The sequence below is a fragment of the Micromonospora cynarisoli genome, from assembly GCF_030518815.1.
Lineage (GTDB): Bacteria > Actinomycetota > Actinomycetes > Mycobacteriales > Micromonosporaceae > Micromonospora > Micromonospora wenchangensis.
Map to the genome: position 1 here is coordinate 2,348,603 of NZ_CP130426.1, position 26,829 is coordinate 2,375,431.

25 protein-coding genes and 3 CRISPR repeat arrays are annotated in these 26,829 nt (G+C 67.2%); of the genes, 19 read left to right on the forward strand and 6 right to left on the reverse strand.

Translation table 11 applies throughout. The features are described from left to right. Window positions 1-147 precede the first annotated feature (147 nt). Window positions 148-947 (reverse strand): IS5 family transposase gene (locus tag Q2K16_RS09525; RefSeq protein WP_489671906.1). Its coding sequence is split into 2 segments (ribosomal slippage): window positions 148-611 and window positions 611-947, totalling 801 coding nucleotides; the frame shifts between segments, so codons are not numbered across the junction. Window positions 948-2,004: 1,057 nt separating this feature from the next. Further along, window positions 2,005-2,399: direct repeats of the CRISPR family, unit length 28 nt; unit sequence CTGCTCCCCGCGCACGCGGGGGTGATCC. Between the two features lie 609 nt (window positions 2,400-3,008). Here Q2K16_RS09525 and Q2K16_RS09530 point away from each other — a divergent pair. From Q2K16_RS09530 to Q2K16_RS09540, 3 genes are all read left to right on the forward strand, one after another. Continuing rightward, a complete protein-coding gene (locus tag Q2K16_RS09530; protein ID WP_302744823.1) occupies window positions 3,009-3,536 on the forward strand; it encodes a DUF6244 family protein in 528 nt (175 codons plus the stop codon). Between the two features lie 194 nt (window positions 3,537-3,730). Beyond that, window positions 3,731-4,129: a CdiA C-terminal domain-containing protein gene (locus Q2K16_RS09535; protein ID WP_302744825.1), complete on the forward strand. Its 399-nt coding sequence runs from the start codon at window positions 3,731-3,733 to the stop codon at window positions 4,127-4,129. A gap of 15 nt (window positions 4,130-4,144) precedes the next feature. After that, complete coding sequence (locus Q2K16_RS09540; protein WP_302744826.1) at window positions 4,145-4,591, forward strand: SitI3 family protein; 447 nt, start codon at window positions 4,145-4,147, stop codon at window positions 4,589-4,591. Window positions 4,592-4,993: 402 nt separating this feature from the next. Further along, window positions 4,994-5,448: direct repeats of the CRISPR family, unit length 28 nt; unit sequence CTGCTCCCCGCGCACGCGGGGGTGATCC. Between the two features lie 152 nt (window positions 5,449-5,600). On the opposite strand, the gene Q2K16_RS33185 is transcribed toward Q2K16_RS09540, so the two are convergent. Beyond that, on the reverse strand, window positions 5,601-5,951 hold the full coding sequence (locus Q2K16_RS33185; protein ID WP_489671865.1) for a hypothetical protein: 351 nt from the start codon (window positions 5,949-5,951) through the stop codon (window positions 5,601-5,603). Between Q2K16_RS33185 and Q2K16_RS09545 the strand changes: the two genes are divergently transcribed. From Q2K16_RS09545 to Q2K16_RS33190, 5 genes are all read left to right on the forward strand, one after another. After that, complete coding sequence (locus Q2K16_RS09545; protein ID WP_302744828.1) at window positions 5,944-6,867, forward strand: pentapeptide repeat-containing protein; 924 nt, start codon at window positions 5,944-5,946, stop codon at window positions 6,865-6,867. The two genes, Q2K16_RS33185 and Q2K16_RS09545, sit on opposite strands and share 8 nt — an antisense overlap. A gap of 130 nt (window positions 6,868-6,997) precedes the next feature. Continuing rightward, window positions 6,998-7,321 carry an Imm1 family immunity protein gene (locus tag Q2K16_RS09550; protein ID WP_302746417.1) on the forward strand — a complete coding sequence of 108 codons (324 nt, stop codon included), beginning with the start codon at window positions 6,998-7,000 and terminating at the stop codon, window positions 7,319-7,321. A 372-nt stretch (window positions 7,322-7,693) separates the two neighbouring features. Continuing rightward, window positions 7,694-8,026: a CRISPR direct-repeat array (repeat unit 28 nt; unit sequence CTGCTCCCCGCGCATGCGGGGGTGATCC). Between the two features lie 836 nt (window positions 8,027-8,862). After that, window positions 8,863-9,303 carry a hypothetical protein gene (locus Q2K16_RS09555; RefSeq protein ID WP_302744829.1) on the forward strand — a complete coding sequence of 147 codons (441 nt, stop codon included), beginning with the start codon at window positions 8,863-8,865 and terminating at the stop codon, window positions 9,301-9,303. A gap of 106 nt (window positions 9,304-9,409) precedes the next feature. Continuing rightward, a complete protein-coding gene (locus Q2K16_RS09560) occupies window positions 9,410-9,922 on the forward strand; it encodes a hypothetical protein (protein ID WP_302744830.1) in 513 nt (170 codons plus the stop codon). Next, window positions 9,919-10,653: a DUF6518 family protein gene (locus Q2K16_RS33190; protein WP_489671866.1), complete on the forward strand. Its 735-nt coding sequence runs from the start codon at window positions 9,919-9,921 to the stop codon at window positions 10,651-10,653. The genes Q2K16_RS09560 and Q2K16_RS33190 overlap by 4 nt, the downstream gene beginning before the upstream one ends. A gap of 187 nt (window positions 10,654-10,840) precedes the next feature. Here the strand turns inward: Q2K16_RS33190 and Q2K16_RS09565 are convergent, their stop codons facing one another. The 4 genes from Q2K16_RS09565 to Q2K16_RS09580 form a co-directional block, all read right to left on the reverse strand. Beyond that, a complete protein-coding gene (locus tag Q2K16_RS09565; RefSeq protein WP_302744831.1) occupies window positions 10,841-11,917 on the reverse strand; it encodes an NAD-dependent epimerase/dehydratase family protein in 1,077 nt (358 codons plus the stop codon). A gap of 1 nt (window position 11,918) precedes the next feature. Next, window positions 11,919-12,629, reverse strand: a complete 711-nt coding sequence (locus Q2K16_RS09570; RefSeq protein ID WP_302744832.1) for a hypothetical protein — start codon at window positions 12,627-12,629, stop codon at window positions 11,919-11,921. Between the two features lie 268 nt (window positions 12,630-12,897). Beyond that, window positions 12,898-13,770 carry an inositol monophosphatase family protein gene (locus Q2K16_RS09575; RefSeq protein ID WP_302744833.1) on the reverse strand — a complete coding sequence of 291 codons (873 nt, stop codon included), beginning with the start codon at window positions 13,768-13,770 and terminating at the stop codon, window positions 12,898-12,900. A gap of 77 nt (window positions 13,771-13,847) precedes the next feature. Continuing rightward, on the reverse strand, window positions 13,848-14,975 hold the full coding sequence (locus Q2K16_RS09580) for a hypothetical protein (protein WP_302744834.1): 1,128 nt from the start codon (window positions 14,973-14,975) through the stop codon (window positions 13,848-13,850). A gap of 336 nt (window positions 14,976-15,311) precedes the next feature. On the opposite strand from Q2K16_RS09580, the gene Q2K16_RS09585 reads away from it, so the two are divergent. From Q2K16_RS09585 to Q2K16_RS09635, 11 genes are all read left to right on the forward strand, one after another. Continuing rightward, window positions 15,312-17,588, forward strand: coding sequence for a sensor histidine kinase (locus Q2K16_RS09585; RefSeq protein WP_302744835.1), 2,277 nt, complete (start codon window positions 15,312-15,314; stop codon window positions 17,586-17,588). Further along, window positions 17,588-17,989: a roadblock/LC7 domain-containing protein gene (locus tag Q2K16_RS09590; protein ID WP_302744836.1), complete on the forward strand. Its 402-nt coding sequence runs from the start codon at window positions 17,588-17,590 to the stop codon at window positions 17,987-17,989. The genes Q2K16_RS09585 and Q2K16_RS09590 overlap by 1 nt, the downstream gene beginning before the upstream one ends. Then, window positions 17,986-18,594: a GTP-binding protein gene (locus Q2K16_RS09595; RefSeq protein ID WP_489671867.1), complete on the forward strand. Its 609-nt coding sequence runs from the start codon at window positions 17,986-17,988 to the stop codon at window positions 18,592-18,594. Before Q2K16_RS09590 ends, Q2K16_RS09595 begins: the two co-directional genes overlap by 4 nt. Then, window positions 18,591-19,805 (forward strand): ABC transporter substrate-binding protein, encoded by a 1,215-nt coding sequence (locus Q2K16_RS09600; protein ID WP_302744838.1) that lies wholly within the window; start codon window positions 18,591-18,593, stop codon window positions 19,803-19,805. The genes Q2K16_RS09595 and Q2K16_RS09600 overlap by 4 nt, the downstream gene beginning before the upstream one ends. A gap of 14 nt (window positions 19,806-19,819) precedes the next feature. Next, entirely contained in the window at window positions 19,820-20,680 is an 861-nt protein-coding gene (locus Q2K16_RS09605) for a branched-chain amino acid ABC transporter permease (RefSeq protein WP_302739752.1), read from the forward strand. Then, entirely contained in the window at window positions 20,677-21,696 is a 1,020-nt protein-coding gene (locus Q2K16_RS09610; protein ID WP_302739754.1) for a branched-chain amino acid ABC transporter permease, read from the forward strand. Before Q2K16_RS09605 ends, Q2K16_RS09610 begins: the two co-directional genes overlap by 4 nt. Next, window positions 21,693-22,493 carry an ABC transporter ATP-binding protein gene (locus Q2K16_RS09615; RefSeq protein ID WP_302739755.1) on the forward strand — a complete coding sequence of 267 codons (801 nt, stop codon included), beginning with the start codon at window positions 21,693-21,695 and terminating at the stop codon, window positions 22,491-22,493. The genes Q2K16_RS09610 and Q2K16_RS09615 overlap by 4 nt, the downstream gene beginning before the upstream one ends. Continuing rightward, window positions 22,477-23,229, forward strand: coding sequence for an ABC transporter ATP-binding protein (locus tag Q2K16_RS09620; RefSeq protein ID WP_302744840.1), 753 nt, complete (start codon window positions 22,477-22,479; stop codon window positions 23,227-23,229). The genes Q2K16_RS09615 and Q2K16_RS09620 overlap by 17 nt, the downstream gene beginning before the upstream one ends. A 96-nt stretch (window positions 23,230-23,325) precedes the next feature. Then, on the forward strand, window positions 23,326-24,129 hold the full coding sequence (locus Q2K16_RS09625; RefSeq protein ID WP_302739758.1) for a class I SAM-dependent methyltransferase: 804 nt from the start codon (window positions 23,326-23,328) through the stop codon (window positions 24,127-24,129). 138 nt (window positions 24,130-24,267) lie between these two features. Beyond that, the gene (locus Q2K16_RS09630) at window positions 24,268-25,380 is read left to right on the forward strand and encodes a hypothetical protein (RefSeq protein ID WP_302744841.1); all 1,113 of its coding nucleotides are present in this window, start codon (window positions 24,268-24,270) and stop codon (window positions 25,378-25,380) included. 95 nt (window positions 25,381-25,475) lie between these two features. Continuing rightward, complete coding sequence (locus Q2K16_RS09635) at window positions 25,476-26,582, forward strand: hypothetical protein (protein ID WP_302744842.1); 1,107 nt, start codon at window positions 25,476-25,478, stop codon at window positions 26,580-26,582. The last annotated feature ends 247 nt before the right edge of the window (window positions 26,583-26,829 follow it).

Below are 26,829 nucleotides of genomic sequence, written 5' to 3' on the forward strand. Positions count from 1 at the left end.
CCGCACTCATATGCCGCTCCGCGAGGGGCGTTCATCGTTGATGATGACGCACGGTGATGTATGACTACCTCTCCTGCTTCGGCTTCCAGGGTCGTACCTGCCGATCGACTTGTCGTACGCGCCGCGGTGTCGGCTTTCTTACTGCTCCTAACTCTTTGAGTGTTGGAGTCGGCGCCAGCAGATGATGGCGCAGGCGAGGGTGAGGAAGGCTTCGTGGATGTCGTCACGGATCTCCCAGCGGATGCGGAGGCGGCGAAACCAGTGCAGCAGAGCGATGGTGCGTTCGACGACCCATCGTCGGGTGCCGAGGCCGGAGCCGTGGCCGGAGCCGCGTCGGGCGATCACAGGGGTGATGCCCCTCGCCCGAAGCTGGCGGCGGTAGCAGTCGTAGTCGTAGCCACGGTCGGCGTGCAGCCACTGTGGTCGCTGCCGTGGCCGGCCGCGGATGCCCCTGATGCGGGGGACCTTGTCGACCAGGGGCATGAGCTGGGTGACGTCGTGGCGGTTGCCGCCGGTCAGGCTCGCGGCGAGGGGGATGCCGCCCGCGTCGGTGATGACGTGGTGTTTCGAGCCTGGTTTACGGCGGTCGACCGGCCTCGGACCGCTTTTAGGCCGCCCTTGAGCGCCCGGACGTGGGAGCCGTCGATCACCGCCCGGGAGAGGTCGAGTTGCCCGCTGGCGCGGAGCTTACCGAGCAGGACCTCGTGCAACCGCTGCCAGACACCGGCGTCGTTCCAGTCCCGTAACCTGCGCCAACACGTCATTCCCGAGCCGAAGCCGAGTTCCTGGGGCAGGTACTCCCAGGGGATCGCGGTGTGGAGCACGAACAGGATCCCGCAGAGCACCTTGCGGTCATCCAGGGGCTTACGCCCGGGATAGCGGTACCGGCGAGGCGGACGGGGCGGCAGCAGCGGTTCGACCTCGGCCCACAGGTCGTCCGAGACGATCCACGGCGGCTGCGCCCCCCTCCTCACGTTCAGACAGAACGATTCTCACGTCCGCCTGGAAACGCCCAACCTCATTGAGTTAGGAGTAGTAGAATCAACACATCGACCCTGTCCGTCGAAACGGGTCAAGCCCAACACCCCGTCACGTATGGGGCAGATTGCAACGGCTCCAGGTGATCGAGAGAGGATCACCCGTGGGCACTGCCGCCTGCGCAGACCCACGGTCACCCTACCGAGCCGACCGACGCCCAGGACGCGGGACGGCACTTCGACGAGCAGACCGAGACGAGCCTGCAACCATCACGACCAAGAAGCCGCTCACGACGCCAACGGCAGGCTCCGCGTTCGCTACCATCCTTCACACAACTGCGGACCCCACCAGCGAAGCAGGACCGACCACATGAACGAACTGTCAGTCAAAGTGAAGGAAAACGGTGTAATTGATCTTTAGCGCCCCAGGTCAAGAAGTCTGCTCCCCGCGCACGCGGGGGTGATCCCACGCCTCCGCCGGGAATCCCATAGGTGAGGCCCTGCTCCCCGCGCACGCGGGGGTGATCCCGGGTGAGTGTGGCCGAGTCCGTACCGATACCGCTGCTCCCCCGCGCACGCGGGGGTGGTCCCCGACACGGGCTTGACACTGCTCCTCGTGCTGCCAGCGCATGCTGGTGGGGCGCTGGCCGGTGATGACGTATTCGACGACGGCGGTCCGGCGGCGGCTGGGGCCACTCGCGCGATATCGGCAGAGAGCTCCACCAGACCGGTATCTGGGTGACCCGTACACGGTGATGGTGTGTCGCGTTGCCGCTCGGCGGCGCAGCTACCGTCAAGCAGCCAACGCACCCGCCGCCCGTGATGTCGACGGCCCAGGCCGCTTGGACAACGCCGGTACGACCGACCCGCATGACGCTGACATCACCGGACCCGCATTGACTACCATGCCCCCGTACGTCAACCGCCGGCCACAACCAGCAACAACCAGACCGACCACAAGAACAGGTCACCAACCAAAGTGAACAGAAACAGCGGAGTTGATCTTTAACGCTCCAGGTCAAGAAGTCTGCTTCCCGCGCACGCGGGGGTGATCCGTCGACGGCTCGTTTCAGCGCGTGGTACGACCGCTGCTTCCCGCGCACGCGGGGGTGATCCCGCCTCGCCGCGAAGGCTGCCCGGGAGCAGCTACTGCTCCCCGCGCACGCGGGGGTGATCCCGTGACCGTGTGGCGGGCGCCTGATGTGTTCGTCTGCTCCCCGCGCACGCGGGGGTGATCCGCGGAACCGCCTCCGGCCGCGCGGGTCCGCCCGCTGCTCCCCGCGCACGCAGGGGTGATCCTTGGCCGCTGCTGCTGGCCAGCATCACCGGACCCTGCTTCCCGCGCACGCAGGGGTGATCCTGTATTCGGCCCCCGATGGGTCAATCGTCGTCGCTGCTCCCCGCGCACGCGGGGGTGGTCCTACGTACGTGTGTCCCCGGCGTTGGTCGCCATCAGCTGCTCCCCGAGCACGCGGGGGGTGATCCCGAAACAAGGCGTTGGAGGCGATCGTCGCCGCCTGCTCCCCGCGCACGCGGGGTGATCCGGCCGCGCCCAAGCCGCTCGGCACCGCACCGCCCTGTTCCCCGCGCATGCAGGGGGGATCCCTCCGCCGACGACGGCCGCTCCTGCGTCCACACCTTCTCCCCGCGCACGCGGGGGTGATCCGCCGATCGTGAGGTGCGTCCCGCCCTCCTCGGCCTGCTCCCCGCGCACGCGGGGGTGAGCCCGTCCTACCTGCTTCTCGGCCACGCACTGGTCCTGCTGATCGCGGCGGAGCCAGCACACATGGAACTGATGCGGCTCGGGCGCGGACAGGTCAATCGTGCTGAGCGCGAGTATCATCCACGACAGTCGAGACATCTTCTCGGGCCCTCCAATGCCATCGGCATCGTTGCCGACCTGCCGCTCGATTGCCAGCAGACAGGTACGCAGGCGATTCCCGAGGTGTGTCCATTAGGGCCTGCTGACAGCTTGTCCAGCAGTCACGTCACAACCTTTAGTTCGCGTCCTTCGATCGGGAGGTCGGCCAGATGTCGTACATCGAGAGGATCACCGGTGAACTGAGTGCGCTGATGGCGGGGGTCGAACGCGCTCAGGGACTGGCCGGCGCTGCGGACCGCCAGGCGCAGGAGGTGGCCCTACGCGCTGCTGGGGCTGGCTTTGCCGCAGTGTCAGCCGGAATGGTCCGGGTCCGCAGCGCTATCACGGGCGTTCAGGGCGGTCTCGGTAGCCTTTCCGGCTCGATCGGTGAGGCGAAGAAGGCCACCGCGGCCGTCCCGGACCGAGCGACCCCACAGGAGACGACCTCCGGGCTGGCACCCGTACAAGCTGCCGTTGACACCATCCGCGATGCAGCGACCGGGATTGCCAGTCAGGTCGGCGAGGCACAGCAACTGGTCACCGTGGTCCTGCACGGTGGGCAGCCCGGACCGCTGTTGCAGGCACTGGAGAGCATCAAGCAGGTTGTGGTGCTGATGATTCAGCGTACCGGCGCCACCCGGCAGCAGATCGAAGCGGCGGTCATCGAGGCTCGACAATTGGGGCCGTCGGGAAACTGATCGGGGCTGGCGGTCATGTGCCGGCCAGCCCGACCCGTTCCGAAGCCGGCGATTCAACCACACCAACTCCTGTCTACGAAGGTGACATCGCAGGGGGACATGGCCTCACCCCGTGGTCCAGAGAGCCGTCCGGTGTTCTCGGCGGGTCTCCGACCGGCCGGCGAACCCGGATTCCAGCGAGCGAGGACGACGGCGTGCAGCGGTCACTGCAGTTGGAGAACGCGTGTGCCGACACGGTCGCCAGCAGGGGCTATCGGGTCCATCAGAACCCGACGAAGCAGGAAATCGCCGAGGCGCGGCGGACCACCGGTGACGTCGGGAACCCGGACAAGGAACCGGACTACCTTATCGAGCGTCACGTCTTCGACTGCTACTCGCCCACGGCCGGCAAGGCCGTGCGTGGAGTCTGGACAGAGGTGTCGGGGAAAGTGGCCAGTCAGCAAACTCAACGAGTGGTACTGAACCTGCAGGACTGGCGCGGTGATCTCGGTGCCCTGCAGAAGCAGTTCGATGACTGGCCGATCCACCAGCTCAAAGAACTCGCGGCGGTGACCCGCAGCGGTGAGATCATTCAGATCGTACGGAGAGACTGAGAGGGCAGGCAGCAGGTGGCTATCGAGTACCGATTGACTCTGGCCGGCGACATCCCGCTGGAGCAGGTCGCCGAACTCGTCGCGCCGGAAGGCGTCCAGGAGTCGGCACTGCCCGGATACCCCCGGCTGCTCAGCGCGGACCTACGAGACAGGCGCGGGTACACGCTGAGCATCTACGGCGGCAGCAACGGCTACTTCGATGCCGAAGACGACGACGGCTCACAGTGGGAGTGGGAACCCGACACGTTCGTCAACATCGTCTTCCACCTACCGAAGGACGCCCTATCCCGCACAGCCACACCTCACATGGTCACCGCCGTGACCCACCTCCTCGCCGACCGCCCAGAAGACGCCGCGCTGACCCTGGACGGCAACTGGCTACTACTCACCCGCAAAGCCGGAACACTCCACAAACACCGACCCTCCTGGTGGAACAACTACGACCTCGATGACCTCCTATGAAGCACCCTCGGTGACCCCACGCGGCGGCACCGTGCCACACCAGCACCCGCGAAGGACCCACCCGTTGAGGCCGCTGAGCGACCACCACGACACGGCGGGGCCGACGGTCGGCAGTACGGCAAGCCAGACGAAGCTGCCCACCGCCTCCTCCGATGTGTGCTGGCCACGGCGGCCGCTGGGCCGCTCTCAAACGCCACGAAGCAAAAGGCTCGCCCACGGGCCGGCCGGCCTGGAAACCCGCTGGCCTGTGAGACGCCAATGCCGGGTCCGCATTGACTACCATCCGCAGTACGTCAACCGTCGGCCCCAACCAGCGGAAGCAGGACCGACCCCATGAACGAACCGCTAGTCAAAGTGAACGAAAACATCACAGTTGATCTTTAGAGCCCCAGGTCAAGAAGTCTGCTCCCCGCGCACGCGGGGGTGATCCGGTGGCCTGCCGTGTCCCACCGGTGGTGAGCACCTGCTCCCCGCGCACGCGGGAGTGATCCCGTGCCATGCCCCGGGCGGAACCCGAACCCGTTCTGCTCCCCGCGCACGCGGGGGTGATCCCTACGTCGTTCAGAGCACCGCCCGCGACCTGCTCTGCTCCCCGCGCACGCGGGGGTGATCCCTACGTCGTTCAGAGCACCGCCCGCGACCTGCTCTGCTCCCCGCGCACGCGGGGGTGATCCGGTGATCACGCACTGGCCGGCCCCGTTGTCGACCTGCTCCCCGCGCACGCGGGGGTGATCCCTATATCTTCGGTGAGCCGTGCCTGATCTTGGGCTGCTCCCCGCGCACGCGGGGGTGATCCGGGAAGCTACGTGGCACCAGAGCGGTAGCCGCTCTGCTCCCCGCGCACGCGGGGGTGATCCCGTGCTGCTCTTCCGCCCGGAGACCAGCCTGCCCTGCTCCCCGCACGCGGGGGTGATCCTGGGTCTCCACCGTGCTGCCACGCGAGGTCTGCTGCTCCCCGCGCACGCGGGGGTGATCCCATGGTCATCCCGACCATGGGCAGGGCGACCGTCTACTCCCCGCGCATGCGGGTGATCCCGACCCGGTCTTCGGTGGTGCCAAGTTCTCGGGCTGCTCCCCGCGCATGCGGGGGCTGGGTATCGTCGCGGAACAGGGCGTCACCCCCCGTGAGCCCGACCAGGGCGACCGCGAGGGAAGCCGCCCTGATCAGCGATTTCAATACCGAGAGGTGAACACGGGGCACCGCCCCGTCGGGCGACGACAGGCCGCGCAGGTCGACTTTGACAGGGTCCGCTGGAATGAGTGGCATGCCACCGTCGAATGAGCGGCTTTCCGAGGTCGGGTCCCCGAGGCCGGGCAGTTCCGGCGCGCGCCGCGTCAGCGGTGATCGGACAATGATCACCCGCCTGCGTCCTCACGGCAGGCGCGTCAGCCTGAGCCTCAGCGAGCCTGTCAACCTGGAGGTGCAGGCGGACTGGCGGCAGACCCTCACCACCCTAGGCGGGATCGTCTCCGTGCTTTTGGTGGCAATCGGCCTTTTCTTCACGAATGCAGCTAATCGGGCCGAGACAATGGCCAGCCGCGAACAGAACGCGGCGACCCGCGACGAGTTGGCACTTGCCCGACAGCAGTTGATAACTGACCGGTTCAGCAAGGCCATCGAGCAACTCGGGTCGGAGAAGCTTGATGTACGACTCGGCGCGATCTACGCCCTCGAACGAATTATGCGCGACTCGGCCGATGACCAGCCGAACATCGTCGAGATTATCAGCACCCATGTGCGGACACACGCCGGCGGAGAAGGCGGCCTGCCGGCGCCAGTGGGGCCCCCGGTCGGATTCGACGAGAATGTGGGTACGGCCGTGGACGTGAAGGCTGCCCTGACAGTTCTCGGCCGTCGCCAACCCGGACGGGACGGTCATGTGCGGATCGATCTTCGTCAAGTGTTCCTCAGAGGTGTGAGCCTGCAGGGAAGCAACTTTGCTGGCGCGGACTTCTCCGGATCGAACCTGTTGGGAATTAACTTCGGTACGGCAAAGCTCGCTGGCTCGAACTTTGGACTGACGAACCTGTACGGGGCGGATCTGGCTGGTGCCGATCTCACCGAGGCGAATCTGGCCCTCGCCAATCTTGGTAGCGCCAACCTGAGTCACGCGAGGCTCACCCGAGCAAACCTCACCAGCGCCAAGCTTGAACACACCGATCTACGGGCCGCTGACCTGACGGGCGCGAAGCACAATTTCCTGCAGCAGACGCCGTGCGTCACGGTTGACGCCACGACAAAGTTGCCGCCGGATCTCAGCGTCTCAGACTGCTGATGAGCAGGCGAGAAATGGTAGGGGTACGGCCACGGCGACCAAGGCGAGGACCCGGATCACAGGGCATCGAACCACACCTCACGGCTCCGTTGCGTTGAAAGCCGCAAGATCGAGGCAGGCTTGAGCAGTGATGATCGAACCGCACGGCACCCGGGCGTACGCATTCTGGTTCGCACCGAGCGGGGCTGACGACGTCCTGCGCCTCGACATCGACTACGACAACGAAAGGGCAGCGCTGCGCTGGCTGCCCGATGGCGGTCACGCGGTGGAACAGCCACCGGCCGAACCGATCGTGGTGCTGGAGTCGTCTGACTCCCCTCTGGTCACCATCCCCGCCGAGTTGGCAGTGCTGTCGGTGGAAACCGCCCACCGGGCAGTCATTGAGTACATCGCCACCGGTCAACGCCCATCGCTCGTCCGATGGGCAGACGACGCGACCACGCGTAAGAAGTAGCGCGGGCGCGAATCGTAGGGCGGCCAGCCGATGACACACCCAGTCACGTACGCCACGTCGCACAGGCCCCATGTGATCGGGAGAGGGTCTCCCGTGGACACTGCCGCCTGCGCAACAACCATGGTCACCCCACCGAGCTGACCGACGCCGAGGACACGGGACGGCACTTCGACGAGCAGACCGAGACGAGCCTGCAACCATCACGACCAAGATGCCGCTCACGACGCCATCGGTAGGCTCCGCGTTGGCTATCATCCTCCATACACAACTGCGGACCCCCACCAGCGAAACAGGACCGACCACATGAACGAGCTGTCAGCCAAAGTGAACGAAAACGACGTAATTGATCTTTAGCGCCCCAGGTCAAGAAGTCTGCTCCCCGCGCACGCGGGGGTGATCCCGCCTTGGAGCCGGACGAGTCCCGGCCGATGACCTGCTCCCCGCGCACGCGGGGGTGATCCCGCCTTGGAGCCGGACGAGTCCCGGCCGATGACCTGCTCCCCGCGCACGCGGGGGTGATCCCTCCCGCGACAGGGCCAGCGAAGCGGTGCCGTGCTGCTCCCCGAGCACGCGGGGGTGATCCCGACGTCACCGTCACCCGGTCGTCCGGCGGGTCCTGCTCCCCGCGCATGCGGGGGTGATCCGCCGGGCCGACCGGCCAAGAGCTGATCCCGAAACTGCTCCCCGCGCATGCGGGGGTGATCCCGTAATGCGGTGGATGTCGGCGGACGGTCCCGCGCATGCGGGGGTGATCCCCGCTACAGGCGGTTCCAGCCCGACCAGGGCGCCTGCTCCCCGCGCATGCGGGGGTGATCCCCAGCTATACGGCGAGGTCGGTCTCGCGTACGGCTGCTCCCGCGCCTGCGGGGCTATCCCGCGCCGGACCTGCATCGATCCCCGTACACAGTCTGGCCGAACTCAGAGATCAATCTCGTCGTCATTCTCGGGTGCCGGAATCCAGTATGGTTCTCTCTCTACCGGCACAACGAGACCCGCCGCCGGACGCAACCTCGCCCACCTCAGAGCCTCGTCCCGGGTTCCCTCGAATTCCTCGACGCCCGCCGATTGACCGTCAGGCATTTCGTCTACCCACTTCGCAGCCCACACACAATCCGCCGATCCAGGTCACGACCCTTGTGAATGAAGACAGTGCCGAACCCAGGGCGGGGGGCAGGCATAAGCTATTGAGGCGCAATTCCGCTGTCGCGCATCTTCGCAGGCAGGTAGAAGGCATTCGTACGGCGGCGGAAGCCCTCCATGATCGGATGCTGATCAACTGCATCGGTTTGTCCGGTTTGCACCGTGGCGGAGTGCGGTGAAACTCCGGACCCTTAATGGCGGCCTACACGGCTGCCAGCCGGGAATCATCTCCCGCGAGGTCGCTCGGTCCGCAGAACGGCTGCGGGGGTCTTGTGTCGCCTCAGCAGGTCAGCAAGCGCGACAGTCACGCTGGGTAGTTGCTAGGTTGACTCAGAGTATTGACCATGATAAAGTCCAAAAATCTTTCTCACGGCCACAAAGCCCAAGCGGGAGGAACTGCAGTGTTGAAACTGACCACCAAAGGGAAGATGCGCGCTGTTGCGTCACTTACAGCTTCATCTTTGGCGATTATTGCAATTCCATCACCCGCCCAGGCTGGCGTGCTGACACTTAACACCCCCATTAGCGGCAGCACCTACAGCAGCTCAACAACGTATTACCTGTCCTCCGAGTTCCGGAAGGTGACACTCGACAGGAACGGCAACGTATACGTAAACCTGGACAGTGCCCCCAAGCTCAGCAATGGCTCAGCGGACTACATGAAGTGGATCATCTACATTACCCCTAACGACTCCCCGGTCAAGGTCATTAACCAGGATCCCTCCGCGTGGACCGACATGGGGTACTTCGGCCCCCCTGGAACCTACTTTCGAAACAAATTCGCTCGTGGCACCACCTGCAATAACTGCAACCACAACTTCTCCGGGAACATGGATTACTAATTCGATGATCCAGAGGCCGGCACTTTGGTAGCTCGCCCGGCGTGCAGCTATTTGGCTGCACGCCGGGCGAGCCCGATAAGATCGGATAGTTTCTCACTTGGATGGCGTGTCGCGTATCGAACTCTGCAAGACTCCGGTTGGGTTCCTCGCCAGATTGCTCGGCGTTTCAACCTTGATCATGTCCCCCCTCTTGATAGCCTGCAACTCGGACCCAGTGCCTCAGCATTGGATTCACGGCGCTCAAGTTGCTGCAGAGTATCGTGATGAAGCAAAAGTCTTACGACTAGCACCTGGCTGGTCATGGCCTACCGAACTGAACTACCCCGACAAGGACGAAGACGGAAACAACCAGCTATATGAGGTCAACACCGGCCGAGTTGAGGCGGCATGGTACTGGCATTGCTCTTGGGCGCGAACGTTTCTGTCGGAGACCAATCCAACACAACGGAAGGCCGCACTCATGAATGTGCTCGAAATCCGTGAATCCGCATTCTATAGATGGGGCTCGGACGACGTGGAGCGTCGGCGAAATGACCAAATGCTAAGTGATGTAAAGACGGGAAATACTGAATTTTTCGAGCAAACCATCAAGTTGAATTGCCCGGTGTCCTCTAAATGAACCGCCTGGAATTATCAACTTTGCCCAGTCGCACCTTGCCTGCTCAATGGCTCTTGTCCCCAGCCGCGGGAATCAGCTTCGGGGTTGCAGCATACGGCAGCGACCTTCTATCTGACCCAGCGAATAGGTTTATCACCCCGGTAGTTAGCTCAGGGTTCGGTTGGGGGGTGGCAGCCTTTGCGGTCGCGTACGTTGCTCCAACGGCTAGGTCCGCCGTCGTCGGGGCAATTAGCGCCCTAGCTTTCGCGGCTTCAACATACTACGGACTTGTTGTTCTATTCAGCGATCGGTGGCGTCATCAGGATAGCGCTTCGGACCTAGGGTGGGAACAGGCGGAAAGTCTATTTCCGGTGGCTCGCGCTGCAGGGTTCTGGTTGGTTGGTGCGTTGTTGGGAGGCATGGCGCTGGGAGTTCTAGCGCACATCACCCGAACAGGCTCGACCCGTACTGCTGGTGTCGCATGCGGACTGGCGTTCGGAATGCTTGCCGGGGAGGCATCGTACACTATTTTTCATGCGTTCTTTATCTGGGTTGGCCCCATGAGCTCATTTACTTGGGATCGCCTTCAATCCGCCTCGATGCAGTTGGCATTCGCTCTATTCTTCGCAATCGCCGTACTACGACTCCGCCGAGCCGCCCTCCTGCCGACCTTCCTGCCAGTTGCCACAGCATCCACGCTTGCAGGTATTGCGATCTGGCACGTCATCCAGACTGTACGGACCAGCCTATAATTAAGTGCTTCGATATTTTGTATGCTGACAAACCGGCTGGCCGTTGCCAGGTGCCGCGTTGGCTACCATTCTCTGTACTTGACTGCGAGCCCACGCACGGAGCAAGCCCGACCCCCAAGATGCTTGCCGCAACGGGTCGCTTCCTTCCTCAGTTCACCACCGCATTATTGCAGACCATCGCTCAATATCAGGTTCGTAAATCTCTATCCAGGCTGCCCTCCCGAGCCCGTTTCGGATGGCGAAAACCCAAGGTGCCACCCGATGAAGGCTCGGATGATAGAGGTACAACAGCTCTCGACGAGGCAGCCCAGTCTCGACCAACTTGAAAATTGAGCCATGCCTCCCACGCGTCCATGAGGATGGTTCCAAGTTCTGCCCTCTTCGGAGCCCAGTCGAGTATGGCGTGGGCGCGGCTGATGTCCGCGATCAGCTTTGGTGGCTCCGGCTTGGGCGGCTGGCGCAGGATCTTAACAGGACGGCCGGTAATCTGCTCGGCGGTCGCTACTACGGTAGCCATGCTCGTTCCCACTCCGGAGCCGAGGTTGATGGTTTGACAAGTCCCGGGGGTGCAGGCGGCCAAGGCGAGTTGGACGGCGGTGGCCAGGTCACCGACGTGTACGAAATCCCGCACCGCTGATCCGTCGCCGTTGAGAGTGATGTGGTCGAGTTGGCCAGTGATCGCGCGGAAGACGTTAGGAATGATCCGGGCGTGGTCGGTGTCGGTGACGCCGTCGACGGCTCCGGCGATGTTGAAGGGCCGTACGGTGATCGCGCCGATTGCCCCGGTTGCCGCGTAAGCCGCAACCATCTGCTCGGCGGCGACTTTCGACGCCGCGTAGGGACTTTCGGGGTGTGGGTCGAGGTCTTCGGAGAGTGCCCCGTGGTGCTGTGATCCGTAGACGATGTTGGTGGAGGCGAAGACCAACGCGGCCGGCCCGGTGGTCGTTCGTGCGGCGTCCAGGGCCATGAGTAGGTTCAGGGTGCCGGTTGCGTTGACGTCGAAGTAGCCGAGTGGGTCGGCGAACGAGTCCCGGCCGCTGGTGAGTGCGGCGAGGTGCACGACTCCGCCATACCTACCTTGCTGGACGATGTCGGCGACGCGGTCACGGTCGCGGATGTCTCCCGTCACCAGCTCGGCACCAGGGGGCGGGGTGCGGTCACTGCGGCCCCGGGTCATGACGGTGACCCGGTGGCCGGTGGCGAGTAGTTCGCGGGTGACGGCGTGGCCGAGGAATCCCAGGCCACCGGTTACTAGTACGTGCACGTCAGCCTCTCCCCAGGATGGTGCGGCGGTGTTCCCACGCGAGTTGGATGCAGCCGGCCGCCGCCGGGGCCAGCCGCCCGCTGGCGGTCAGTTCGTCGATGGTGTGGCGGGTGAACGGCAGCGCCGAGGTGGGCCGTATCCGCCCGGTCTTGACTACGGTCCCCTCGGCGTTGGCGCTGACCATGTTGGCGAACAGGCGGTCATAGGTGGGGCCGTCGAACACGGCCACGGTCAGGATCTCGCTCCACAGGGTGAGCGCGTCGAGTGCGATACCGAGGCAGAAGACCCGTACCCCACCGACGGTCAGGGCGCGGTCGTAGGACGCCAACGGCTCGGCGGTGTAGTCGGCTGGCTCGCCGTCGCCGCCGTGCTCCGCGCTGCCGAGGAATTCCTCGCTGTACTCGCGCATCATGTTGCGCCACAGGTCGAAGTCGGCCGCTTGGGCGGCCGGTAGAACGCTCGACGGTTGGAAGACTCCCGCCGGCATAATGTGCAGCATTCCTCCGGCTACGGCCACGTTGCCGGCCGCTCGGTTGTGCAGCACGAAGGAGACTCCATCGTCGTCCACTCGCAGTGTGAGCGTGTCGGTTGACGGTGCCGTGGCCCGGCGGCTGGGCGTGAACGGATCGCCGACGAGTCGCCGGAAGCCGAGGTTGCGCCAGGACGCCGGCAGGATGCCGCTCCCATCGCCGGCAACGTGGTACATCGCCATCTCGTGCGCGAGCGCTTCCGAGACGTCGACACCACCGAAGTACGTGCCGGTGGTGAAGGTGAGCGCCCGATGGGGCCGGCTCCAGTCGACCCCAGCGAGGTGCCACGCGAGTCGGTTTTCCAGCAGCCGGGGCTGCTCGACGTCGCGCAGCGCGAGGGACCGGGTTCGTCATGCCCAGCCCGAACTGCTCCCCGGGTGATCCCGCCTACTACGCCCCGATCAAGGCGTCCATGGACTGCTCCCCGCGCATGCTCTTCAAGGTTGGAGCTCACCGAGGTATGTCGAGATGACGCAACACCTCTTGCGCCAGCGCATAATTTCCGGCGGCGATGAACTGCTGCCTTCGATCCATTGCCTTGGCGATGTCTGGGAGGGATTGCAGGTGGTAGTCGAGGGAAACCGGCTGGCCATCCAGGTCGATGACAGCTCCGCCGGCTGCATGGAGAATGTAGTGGCCCGGTGCCAGGTCCCAAATAGCGAAACCCTTGGCGAACTCCAGAACACCTTCGGTGAACCCTGCGGCCACATGACATAGACTCACTGAGCCAAAGTCGACCCCGATTCTTCCGCGACTCTTGCCGTGCTCGTCTGGCTCATCAAGGCCGCTCATCAGCCGCTCTTGGGAAGCCAAGGGAACCAGTCGCTCACCCGGCTTCATGAGAAAGTTCGTGAGAAGCGACTCCGATAGGCGTTTGTGCGGCCGTTGACTGAGCGTACGAGACTGGCCATCGGCGGTGAATGCGTAAGCCCAGTCCTTCCCGTCGTCGTGCCGTGCCGCTACATAGAGCCGAACATGGTGGTAGATGTCGCCCACCACCGAAACGATTGGGCGGGCGAGTGCACGCGAATAGATCATGACGTGCGTATACCCGAGCAGTCCGCGTACTGCTAGTTCACTGGTATCGAGTGGATCAACGAGCACGCAGAGATCCGGATCTTCGTCCGTACCGACAATCTGCGGTTCACCCTCCTCTGAGGCATACACGAAGGAGTCGAGGTGACGACTCATCAATTCGCGGTAGCGCTCATGCATCCACAGGTCGTGAACCGACAAGAAGTTATCGGAATGTCGAAGGTTCTCACTTTCACCCACCCTGCCCGTAAAGGCAGCTTCCATGAGCTTGGGGCGGACTTCCAGCATGAGGGTGTCAACTATTTCCGCCGTCTTACTAGCAAGCTCGGGCAAACGATTTACGCCAATCATTGGACCTCCGAGTGCTACCGTAGTTCGAGGGGTGGTTCGATACCGGGCGGACCCATTGTCGCAGCTATAAATACTGCCGAGAAGTCTGCGGCACGCATAATTTGGGCTCCGGTCAGATCATCGAAGCCGTCAACCTCCAAGTCCATTTCCTTGGTCATTGCTCCGAAAACGGCGAAGTATAGGAGGGCTTGAGGGTATCTACGCCGGATTTCGCCAGCAAGGAACCCGACGACGTCCGCCTGCTTGACCTCGAAGTCGCAGATGAGGATCGAGGGGGCCTCGCCGACCTGCGGGAAGAAGGATGTCGGCGCAAGAGTGACACTGTCCCTTACCTTGTTGCAGCGGAGGTACCCGATAGCACACCGGGAGAACTGGGCGGACGCCAAGAAGGTGGCCATAGTAAGACCAGCCTCATTTACGCCGAAGCAGATATCGATGTCAAGACGCCAGCCCATATTTTTGATCTGACGAATCAAGCGCTCGATTCCAAAGCCAAAGGTTTCCCAGTTGAGATGGAGCAGATTTCCTGGCCGAGGGTTAGGCAGCGAGAAAGCGCATATCTCGGGATTTGCGTAACCAATCGTCGGCACCGTCAGATTAAAGTCCGGCCCTATTTCGAGTTGATCGGCTTCTTGTTGATCCGGTATCCCGATTGAGCTGAGGAAAGATCGGTTCGAGCGAGGACCCGACTTACCTGACCATCTCCTGAGCGAGAGTTGATCTTCCGCGGGTAGTCGCTCATATGCCTCCGCGACTAAATCGCCTGGTGAAACATCTTCGACTGTGACTCCGAGCGGCCCTCGCCCGTAGGCTTCAGCAAGGATGAGCAGGCTGGAGAATGGTGGCGGCGAACCTGCTCCTCGACTACGCGCCCAGGTTTCCCATGCGTTGATGGTGGTTCCCCCGAGGCTGGTCTGATGCTCGGTCACTTCGTTGTATCGCATGGCCGCCTGGTCCTGCGAGAGTCCCGCTGCATAGCGGAACGCCTGAATGCTGGGGACGTCCGGATTCCGGCTGATCAACTCGGCTGCCACGGCCTTGACTGATGCCAACTGCTGCCACAGCTGCTTGCCCTGCCGAGTCAACTCCCGGCCACGCGCCTGCGGACTCATGCTCTGGCCAGCGGATGTTGAGATGCCCATGATGCCCCCTCGGCGGGTCGGGCGCTAGACGCTGTGATGGACGGCGATCGGAACACCATACCCATTCGAATGGGCATCGGTGACACCGCGACACGTTTTGCCTGTTCAAGCCTGCCCACCGGCCCGGCCGTCTACGGCCGTGATGGCAGGTGCGTCCTCTTGGCCCATCCGGGCAGTCTTCTCTTGGAAGCGACGCCTGCGGTATCTGCTCGGGCGCTCAAGGTCGACGTACGTGTCTGGCGCGCTGGGTCAATAGCGGTCGCCGGCTCCCGTGGATGTGCCCCCGAGTCGACTGAAGGCGAAGGCGCTTCGCAAAGACGATTGGAGTGAACTGCTGTGCCTGTTGTCAGGCGGCTTGCGTTGCTGTTGGTGGTGCCGCTGGTGGCGACCGTCCTGTTTGCGGCGTGGGGGGTGGCGTCGACGGGGCAGCGGGCGCGTGCCGCTGATCGGCTTCAGGCGCTGGTGGCGGTGTCGGCCGTGTCGGGTGAGGTGGTCGATGAGCTGAGCCGGGAGCGTCTGGTGGCGGCGCAGTTCCTGGCGGGTTCGTCCGCGAGCGTCGATCCGTTGTTGGCGCAGGTGGCCCGTACGGATCGGGTGGTCGCCGACTACCGGCTGCGGCGTGGCCGGTTCGGTGCCGGGGATGTCGAGGCGGGGCGGTTGTTCGCGGCCTTCGATGGGCAGCTCGGGCAGTTGTCGGCGTTGCGGGATCAGGTGCGGGGCCGGTCGGTGTCGTTGACGACGATGCTGGTGCGCTACCGGGTGGCGGTCTCGCAGGGGTTGGCCGTACGGGAGGCCGTGGGGCAGGTCGGTGGCGCGGACGCGCAGATCGCCGAGCAGTTGCGGGTGGCGGCGGCGTTGTCGCGGGCGTCGGAGTACGCGGGTGTCCAGCAGACGGCGGTCCTGGCCGGCGATGGCGTGGTGGTGACCCAGGCGGCGCAGCGGGAGCTTGCCGCCGCCCGTGCCGGTTACGAGGAATCGTTGCTGACGGTGGCCGACGGGTCGTCGGGGCGGTGGCGGTCGTGGTTGGACCAGGCGTTGACCGGGCCGGGCGTACTCACGGCACAGCGTCTTGACGACGTGGTTTCCCGGGCGCGGGTGGGGTCGCGGTTGCGGGTCGACGCTGCCGACTGGGTGCGGGCCACTGGGGAGCGGCGGGATCGGTTGCATGGTGTGCAGACCCGGGTGGATGCCGACATCGTCGCCGAGGTGGGCCGGCGGCGGGCCGCGCAGTGGGCGACGACGGCGGTGCTGACCGGTGCGGCGCTGGCGTTGGTGGTCGTGGCGGGGGTGTTGACGGTGTGGCAGGGGCGGGCGTTGGCGCGGCGGTTGCGGCGGGTCCGCGACGCGGTGACCCGGGTGGCGTCGCGTGACCTGCCCGACCTGGTGCGGCGGGTCTCCGCCACCGATCCGGGTGATCCGTCGGCGATGCCGGCGGCTCCACCCGCACTCGCCCCGACCGGCCGTGGCCGGGACGAGATCGACGAGGTGACCGCCGCGTTCGACGCGCTCGCCCTGACCGTGTACGAGACGGCCGCTGATCTGGCGCGGCAGCGGTTGGTCGCTGCGGGTGCGGTGGAGGCGGTGGGTCGGCGGTGTCAGGGGATGGCGCATCTGCTGATGCGGGAGTTGGACCGGGCGGAACGCGACGAGGCCGATGAGAAGACGTTGGCGACGTTGTTCGCGGTGGACAATCTGGCCGCGCAGTTGCTGCACGCGACGCAGAGTCTGCTGGTGTTGTCGGGTCGTGCCCTCGGCTCGGTGCGTGCGGAGCCGGTGGCGTTGGTGACGGTGGCGCAGGCGGCGTTGAGCCGGATTCGGGAGTACCGGCGGGTGGTGGTGGGGTCGGTCGACGGGCGGGTGTCGGTGCCGCCGGCGTTGATCGATGACCTGGTGCACCTGCTGGCGTCGCTGTTGGACAACGCCACCCGCTACAGCCCCGGCGAGACGGTCATCAGTGGGCATCTGCTCGGTGACCAGGTGGTCGTGCAGGTCATCGACACCGGTGCGGGCATCACCCCCGACCTGATGGCCCGGTTGAACGCGGAGCTGGCCGCGCCGGCCCCGATGATCGCCGTGGAGCACATTCGCCGGCAGGGTGTGGCGACGGTGGCGATGCTGGCCGCCGTACACGGGCTGCGGGTGCGGCTGGTGGCGGGTCAACCGCAGGGGACGGTCGCGGTGGTGGAGATCCCTGTCAGCGCGGTTTTGATCGCCGCACCACCACCGGTGGTGCCGGCGTTGCCGGCCCGCCGCCCGCGCGGCCACAGCGTGGACGCTCCGACGCAGGCGCTGCCGCTGATCCCGGCACCCCGCCCGCCGCTGGATCGGCAGTCGACCCCGGTCTACGAGGAGACGACCCGGCAGTCGCCCGTGTCGCCGTGGTTCGTCGAGGGGGCCACCGTCCATCTGCCTCCCGCCGGGCCGACCCCCTACGGCGGTGCCGCGACGACCGTGAACGGCCTGCCCAAGCGGCAGCCGATGGGCACCCCCTTCGCCCCGCCGCCGGTGTCCGCCGGGCCGCCGGGTCGCCGCCCCGACGGGTTGGTGGGCACCGCGCGGGCGTACCAGCGGGGCCTGGGCCACCGATCTCCCCAGCCGAAGGAAGGCCAGTGATGAGTGATCTGAGCTATCTGCTGTCGAACAACCTGACCCGGGTGCCCGGCGTCAGCCAAGCCGTGGCGGTGTCCGTCGACGGGTTGTTGCTGGCCCGCACCGAGGGCCTCAACCGGGCCGCCGCCGAACGGCTCGCGGCCGTGGCCGCCGGGCTACGCAGCCTGCTCAACGGGGCGGCCCGAGACTTCGGCGCGGGCGGGGTGCAGGGCACCATCGTCGACCTGGCCAGCGGCTACCTGCTGTTGACCGCGCTTAGCGGCGGAGCGTCGCTGCTGACCCTGGTCACCCGCGAGGCGGACCTGGCGTTCGTGACCGAGGAACTGCACCGGTTCGCCGACCAGGTCGGCGACCAGCTCACCCCCGGCTTCCACACCACCCTGGTCGGGGCGGGACGCCGATGACACCAGCGCCCACCCTCCCCCGCCCTGCCCCTACGGCGGCACCGCCGCAGGGGGTGAAGATCGTGCTGACCGGCCCGTTCGGAGTAGGCAAGACGACGCTGGTCGGCGCGGTGTCCGACATCGCCCCGGTCACCACCGAGGTCCGCATGTCGGCAGCCGCCGCCGAGGACGTCTCCCACACCCCGGCCAAGACCACCACGACGGTGGCGATGGACTTCGGCCGCCTCGACGTCAACGGGGTGACCGTCTACGTCTACGGCACCCCGGGCCAGGAACGGTTCTGGTTCATGTGGGACGCCATCGTCCGGGGTGCGGCCGGGTCGGTGGTGCTGGTCGACACCCGGCGGCTGGCCGAGGCGTTCCGGCACCTCGACTACGTCGAACATGCCCGGCTGCCGTTCGTGGTGGCCGTCAACGACTTCACCGACGCCGACACCTACCCGCTCTCGGCCATCCGCGAGGCGCTGACCCTCGGGCCGGACGTGCCGATCGTCGACATCGACGCCCGGGACCGCGACAGCGTCCGCCGGCTGCTCATCACCCTCATCGAACACGTCCTCACCCGCACCCGGCCCACCCAGCCCCTTGAAGGAGCATCACGATGACCCGTCTCCGTAGCCGGCTGCGACGCGGACTCGCCTCGGCGACCGCCACCGCCGCTCTGCTGACCGCCGCCGCCTGTGCCAGCGCCCCTGCCGACCCGGACGCCGTGCGCATCGGACTGCTGGTGTCGCTGTCCGGCACGTACGCCACCGTCGGGCAGGACATGCAGGCCGGTTTCCGCCTCTACCTCGACTCCCACGGTGGTCGGCTCGGCGGCCGGAAGGTCGACCTGGTGGTGGGAGACGAGGGTGACGGCCCGGCCACCGCCGTCCCGGCCGCGCAGAAACTCCTCGAACGCGATCGGGTGGTCGCCCTGACCGGCCTCGTCGGCGGGGCGACCGTCGACAAGGTGCAGACCCTCACCACCGCCCGGAAGATCCCCCTGCTCGGCGCGAACGCCCGCCCCGCCTTCACCGCCGAAGGCAGCAAGCCCCGGGATCTGACCTACACGTGGCACACCTCCTACAACTCCGACGAGCCGGGCATCGCCATCGCCGAGCACGTCAGATCCCAGGTCGGTGACGGTGCGGTGTATGCGATCGGCCCCGATTACCAGGGGGGCTGGGACGAGCTGCGCGGTTTCACCGACACGTTCACCCGCCTCGGTGGGAAGCTCGCGAACCCCGACGGGAAGGCGCTGTTCACGCCGTTCCCGGCCACGGAGAACTTCCTGCCCTACCTCAACAAGGCCGCCGCAACGAACCCGAAAGCCGTCTACACCTTCTACGCCGGGGCGGCGGCGGTGGCCTTCGTCAAGCAGTACGCCCAGTCCGACCTCAAGGACGTGCCGCTCTACGCCGCCGGGTTCCTCACCGAAGGATCAGTCCTCACCGCCCAGGGCCCGGCCGCCACCGGCATCCGCAACGTCCTCAACTACAGCCCCACCCTGTCCAACGCCGCCAACCAGGCGTTCATCGCCGCCTGGTCCGCCGCCGGGAACTCCAGCCCACCGACCACCTTCGCGATGGCCTCCTACGACGCCGCCGCCGTCCTCGACCGCGCCCTCGCCGCAGTCGCCGGGAACGTGACCGGCCCGAAACTCAACGAGGCGATCGGGAAGGTCGGGCGGGTCACCAGCCCGCGCGGGGACTGGCAGTTCGAACCAACCGAACACCGACCGGTGCAGCGCTGGTACCTGCGCGAGGTCCGCGCCGACGGCCCGGTGCTGTCCAACGTGCTCGTACAGGACCTCACCACTCTGCCCGCCACCTGAGGGGAGTGGTTCGCATGGGCACCTACCTGATCCCCGGCCTCGACGGCATCGCCTACGGGCTGCTCCTGGCCATCGCCGCCGCCGGACTGACCCTCGCCTTCGGCGCAGGCGGCGTACTCAACCTCGCCCACGGCACCCTCATCGCCGCCGGCGGCTACGTCGCCGCCACCACCAGCACGGGCAGCTGGCCGAGTCTGATCTGGGCGATCCTGGCGGCATCGGTAGTCGGCGCCGTCGGCGGTGGTGTGCTCGCCGCTCTGACCGCAGCCCTCGCCGGACGAGGCCACCTCGACCAGGCGCTGCTCACCTTCGGTATCGCCCTCATCGGCGCAGACCTGCTCACCACCGTCTTCGGCGCGGACATCCGACGCCCCCGGCTACCCGCCGCCCTGGACACCACCCTGACCATCGCCGGCCACCCCTACCCTGCCGACCGGCTCGCGGCCCTCACCGCCGCCGTGGCTATCGCCGCCATCGGGTACGGAGTGCTGCACCGCACCCGCGCCGGGCGGCTCATCCGCGCCACCGTCGACGACCGCCACATGGTGGCCGGTATCGGTGTCGACCCCCGCGTCGTCAATGTCGTGGTCCTGGTCGCATCCGGGGCGCTCGCCGGCCTCGCCGGGGCGCTGTGCACGCCGATCCTCGGGGTCGGACCCGGGACCGCGCCGACAACGCTGCTGCTGTCGTTGGTCATCGTCGTCTGCGGTGGCCTCGGATCGGTGCCCGGCGCGGTGGTCGCCGCGATCGGCGTCGGCCTGGTCCAGACCATCGGCGTGATCACCATCCCCGCCCTCGCCCCGTACCTGCTGCTCGGCGCGATGGCCCTGCTCCTGCTCACCCGCCGCCGGACCCTGCCCGGGATGCCCGGATGACCGCCCGCCTCCCGCTCCCCCACAGCTGGGACGACCTACGGCGATGGGTGCCCTGGCTGCTCCCCCTCACCGTGCTGGCGGCGGCGTCGGACGGCTACTGGCCTGCCACCGTCGCCCGGATGCTGCCCCTGGCACTGCTCGCGGTCAGCGTCGCCACCGTCACCGGCGCGGCCGGGCTGCCCACCCTCGGGCAGGTCGCCCCCTACGCCGCCGGCGCCTACACCACCGCCCGCCTCGCCCTGGCCGGCCACACCCTCGCCCCCGTGCACCTCACCGCCGCCGCACTGGCCGGCGCGGCCACCGCCGGACTACTCGGCATGCTGCTGGTCCGGCACCGGGGCACCGTGGTGTTGATGCTCAGCCTCGCCGTGGCGGAACTGACCACAATCACCGCCACCCAGTGGCGCACACTCAGCGGCGGCACCGACGGCCTCGCCGGCATCCCCGCCCCACACCTGCTACCCAGCACACCAGCATTGACCGCCGACCGACCCGTGCTGCTCTACGCCACCGCCGTCACCGTCGCCACTACCGCCGCCACGATGCTGCTACTGCACCGACACCACCTGCTCCTCACCGCCGTACGCGGCAACGAAACCCGCGCCGCCGCCAGCGGCCACCCCGTCACCACCTACCTGTGGCTCGTGCACACCGGCGCGGGAGCCATCGCCGGAACCGCCGGGGCACTGCTCATCCACACCCACCAGTGGATCACCCCCGCCGACATCGGCTTCGACACCGCCGCCCTGGCCCTGCTCGCCGCCGTCATCGGCGGCACACACTCCCCACCCGGAGCCGCCATCGCCGCAGTGCTCGTCCTCGGCGTGCGAGACGTGGCCGCCGCCGACTGGCCCGGCCACGCCCCGCTCCTCCTCGGCGCCCTGTTCGTCGCCGCGGTCTACCTGCTCCCCGGTGGCCTGACCGCCGTCCCCGCCCGTCTTCACAAGGGGGTGCGGCGGGTCCAGGAGGCCGAGAGACCCGCACCGCTGCCATCTGCTTCCCGGAGGTCCCCGTGACCACTCAACACGTCGACGCCGTCGACCACCTTCCCTCCCTGCGGGACCCCGCCGACATCGACCGCGCCCACGGTGCAGGCCTGGTCGCCACCGGCCTGCGCCACGCCCACCAACAGCTGACCGTCCTCGACCTCGACTCCTTCGCCATCGCACCAGGCGACCGGCACGCGGTCATCGGCCCCAACGGCGCCGGCAAATCCACCCTGCTCAACCTCCTCGCCGGCAGCACCCGGGCACAGACCGGCACCATCACCTACCAGGGGCACACCATCACCCGCCGAGGCAGCGCCTGGCGAGCCCGCGCCGGCATCGGCCGCACCTTCCAACACCCCACCGTCTACCCCGACCTGACCGCCCACGACTGCGTACGCATGGGCGGCTGGCACCACCGCCACCACCCGGAACGGACTCCTCTGGAACTCCTCGAACTGGTCGGCCTCGCCAGCCGGGCCGACGATCCGGCCACCACCCTGTCGCACGGGCACCGCCGGATGCTCGACCTCGCGGTCACCCTGGCCGGACAACCCCGGGTGCTTCTGCTCGACGAGCCCGCCGCCGGACTCACCGACACCGACCTCACCCGACTCCTCGACATCCTCGGCACCCTGCCCGGATGGATGGCGGTGATCCTCGTCGAACACCACATGGACCTCGTCGCCGCCCTCGCCAACTGGATCACCGTGCTGCACCACGGCCGCCGACACCTCGACGGACCCGCCCACCACATCCGCGCCGACCCCACCCTGCGCGCCCTCCACCTCGACAGCGCGCAGGCCGGCCATGCTGCACGTCCGTGACCTGACCGCCGGCCACCACCCGGACACCCCGGTCGTCCGATCGGTGTCGTTCCACCTGCCCACCCCCGGCGTCTACACGATCGTCGGCCCCAACGGCGCAGGGAAAACCACCCTGCTGCACACCCTCGCCGGCCACCTCCGCCCGACCAGCGGCCGGGTCGTCCTCCACGGGCGGGACATCACCGGCATCCGCCCCCACCACATGGCCCGCGCCGGCATCGCGCTCGCCCCACAGGGCCGACGGCTATGGCCGTCACTGACCGTCCTCGACCACCTCACCATCACCCGCCCGGTCAACAGTGCCGGCTTCGGGGTGGAGGAGCTGCTCGACCTGTTCCCACCACTGGCAGCCCGACGGCGGCACCACGGCCACCAACTCTCCGGTGGCGAACAACAGATGCTCACCATCGCCCGCGCCCTCCGCACCAACCCACGGCTGCTGCTGGCCGACGAACCCACCGAAGGACTCTCCCCCCACACCGCCGGCCAGGTCACCGCCGTACTCCGGGACCTACCCGACCGGGGCGTCACCGTGCTCGTCGCACTCCCACAAGCCCACCCCGCGACCGCCGTCACCGACCGCGTCCACACGCTGAACGCCGGACAGCTCGGTGACCCGCCGGCAGGTCGACCTGCTGGTGGACGACCACCCTCACCCTCACCCCCGCCCACCCGAAGTAGCCACCCGCACCCGCACCGACCGCCGCTGGTGGGAGGCACCCACCACCACGACTGAGCCACCGGCCAGCCCAGCCGCGCAGACACCACGCCCCCGCAACCGGTGGACCGCCCCCACCCCACAACCCTGCCCACTTGTGAAAGCGAGCCCACGATGACCACCACCGGCCAGCACTACCAGTTCCGCAACAGCCCCCACCAGCTCCACCCCCTCCAGGACGTCCTCGACCCCCACACCATCCGAGAACTCGCCCGGGTCGGGGTGAAAGCCGGTATGCGGGCCCTCGACATCGGCGCCGGCGCCGGCTCCATCACCCGCCACCTCGCCGGCCTCGTCGGACCCGACGGCAACGTCACCGCCGTCGACCTCGACACCCAACTCCTCAACCCCACCAGCAGCATCGACGTCTACCAGCGCGACCTACGCACCCAGCCCATCCCCACCACCCCCGACGGCTATCACGTCATCCACGCCCGCTGCCTACTCGAACACCTGCCGAACCGGATGGACCTGCTCCGACAGGCGATCGACCTGCTGCGCCCCGGCGGATGGCTCGTCCTCGGAGAGATCATCTACTCCCGCATCATCGTCCACCGTGCCCCCACCGAACCCGACGCAAGCCTCATCACCCGCGTCATACACGGCGTCCTCGACACCCTCGCCGACCACGGCGTCGACCTGCACTGGGGCGAAACCACCCCCGCGCTACTGCTCGCCGCCGGCATGAACCACGTCCACGCCCGCAGCCACACCGAAACCTGGACCGGCGGCGGACCGGGCTGCGCCCTCTACGCCAACAACACCCACCAACTCCACGACCACCTCACCGACACCGGCCTCACCGTCGAAGACCTCGCCCGGTTCACCGAACTGATGGCCGACCCCTACGTCGTCGTCTCCAGCTACCAGTTCACCACCGTGCACGCCCAGAAACCCGAACCCACCCCACCATCCTGAGCCTCCCCACCTGATCGACCCAGTGGCTGCTGCCTGCCACCACGACACCAAACGAAGGTCAGGCCTCCCCCTGACGCTGCTCCACGACCACCTCATCCCTCCTTCCCGCCCACACGTGCCACGACCCTTGGACAACCCATGCCCCTCATCCCCACCGCTACTGCGGTCCGGTTCCTCACCCGCGACACCAACTGCCCCAGCTCACCGCCGGCGACGATGATCCGAACCCGCACCGGCGCGACGCTGCTCGCCACGTCGCTTCTCCTCGCAGCCTGCGCCGGACCGTCCGCCGACGAGAACCCCGGCCCACCGCCGCCGACGGCGTCTGCGAGTAGCGCGCCGCCGGTGCCAGCCGGACCGGTCCTGACCCGCCTGGCCGCCACCCTCACCGACGCACCCGCCGACACCACCCGTGGCGGTTACCAGTACGTCGAGCGCCGCACCTGGCACCGGGAGCTCATCGGTCCGCCCGGCCCCACCGGGTGGCCCGAACGGATTCGCGTCGACCACCTGTGGCGCACCGACGATGCCGCCAAGGGCCGGCTGGTCAGCGTGCACCTCGAAACCCACGGCTGCACCCCCGACGACGACGAAAGCGGCAGCTGGGCTGGCCGGACCGGGAACCGGTTCGACCAACCCCCACCGAGACAACCCGACGCCCTGCGCAGCCACCTGCTCATCGCGGGCGGCCCTGGGGAAAACCGTCCGCAGGACATCGTCGGCGGCGTCGCGATGCTCTACGAACGCCACGCGCTCACCCGTCCGGTCCGGGCCGCGGTCCTGCAGCTCCTCGCGCAGCAGCCCGGCCTCCTGGCGCAAGCCGGCGTCACCGACCGCATCCAGCGGCCCGGCACGGACCTCATCCTCCCCTACACCGACCGCTCCGGTGTGCCGCGACGCGACATCCTCACCATCGACGCACACAGCGGCGTCCTGCTCGCCGCCCGCAGCGTCATCACCGGCCCCATCCCGCCCCAGGATCCGCGCCTGGGACCCGACTACCCGACGCTGATCGTCGCCGAGGCAGCCACCTACCGGCTCTACGTCGACAGCCGCCGCACCCCGAACACCCACACACCAGCAGCCGGCTGCCAACAGCCCACCCGCACGGCCGACGCAGAGCAACACCTCGCCGCCATGAGCGATAACAGGCGCCACACCGATCCTCAGCCACCGGCGACTCCTCGCATCCCCGACGGGCCACCGCACACCTCGGACCGTCACCCCGTCACCGCCGAGATCGACATCTGAGACGCCGCAGCCCCTCCGACCGCCCCGACGATTGCTCTGGCCAGCCAACACCTCATCGCCCCCCGGATCCCCAGCCTGTCGAGGACCAACCTCCTGTGGCCAAGCCCCGCAAGTACACCTCCGACATCATCGCCGACGCAGTACGCCAGGTCGAAGCCGCCCGCGCGACGGGACGACGCGGCCCGATCAGCACCGTCGCCCGGGAACTCCACCTCGACCGTCGACTACTCCAAAACTGGGTCACCAAAGCCCGCGCCCGAGCAGCCATCGCAGTACCGTCCGCCACGCCGCGTGCCGATGATGACCTGGTCGTGCTGCCCGACGGCCTGCTCCACTGCCTGTTCTGCCAGCAGCCCATGACCGCAACCTTCACCGCCGTCGGGCTCGTCTACGACTGCCCGCCACCCTGCCGCCGTCCCCCACTGAACGCGGTGGCCGTCGCCGAGGCCGTCGGACAAGTGGTGCTCCGTCACGCCGCGCACCTCGTGCCCACCCCCACCCACCCCAAGCGCGCGGTTATCGCCGCTGTACACGCCCACCGACTCATCGCCCGGATCACCGCCGGCAGGCACCCCGCCGACCTGCGTGTCACCTGGCCTGCCACCGCCCGCCCCCGCCATGCCCTGACCGAGCAGCTTCGCCTCGCCCACCAACTCGCCACCACCGACCCGGCGCGCGCTCACCGCCTCCTGCAGACCATCCTCGCCGGCGTCGATCCGGCCGCCACGCCCATCAGCACCTTCCACGCCGAAGCCGCCCATCTGCTCGCCACACTCCTGCACGGCATCGCGGCGATCCGTTGGGCGGACTACGCCCACCGCAGCCTCACCCACCTCCACGGCCCCACCGCCCCGCCCACGCTGACCGCCGCGCACACCCTCGCCACCGCCCACCGCCAGGCCGGCCACCACCAGCGGGCGTACCGCCTCTTCCGGCAACTCGCCGAGCAGCTGGCCGACACCGTCGGAGCCGACGCCCACCGGACTCTCGCCGTGCGGGCCACCAGCGCCCTCGTCCTGCACGACCTCGGCCACCACGACGCGGCCCGGACGCTGCTCGCTGACGTCATCAATCGTCACCGCCACGCCCACCCCGGGCACCCCGCCACCACCCGCATGACCGACCACCTCGACCGTCTGCGGCACCAGCAGACTGTTTCCTCCCCGACCTTGGTCAGGTCTGCCACTGAATGTCGGGCATGACAAGCCCGGAGAGGGTTGGGGGCCGGGTGCCATCGGAGGGGCGATGAGGTCGTTGCCGCCTCCTCACCGCTGATCTCCACTTCGACAAGCTCAACACACCGTCGAGCCCATGACTCTGCACCGCCACCCCTGAGGACCGTGTCGAGATCAACCCAACAGCGACTTCCCGTGAGCGGAGAACGGCCCATCGCTCCTGCGCTGGTGAGATCGCCGAAACTTCGGTCGCGCCCGAAGCCATTTCGGGGTG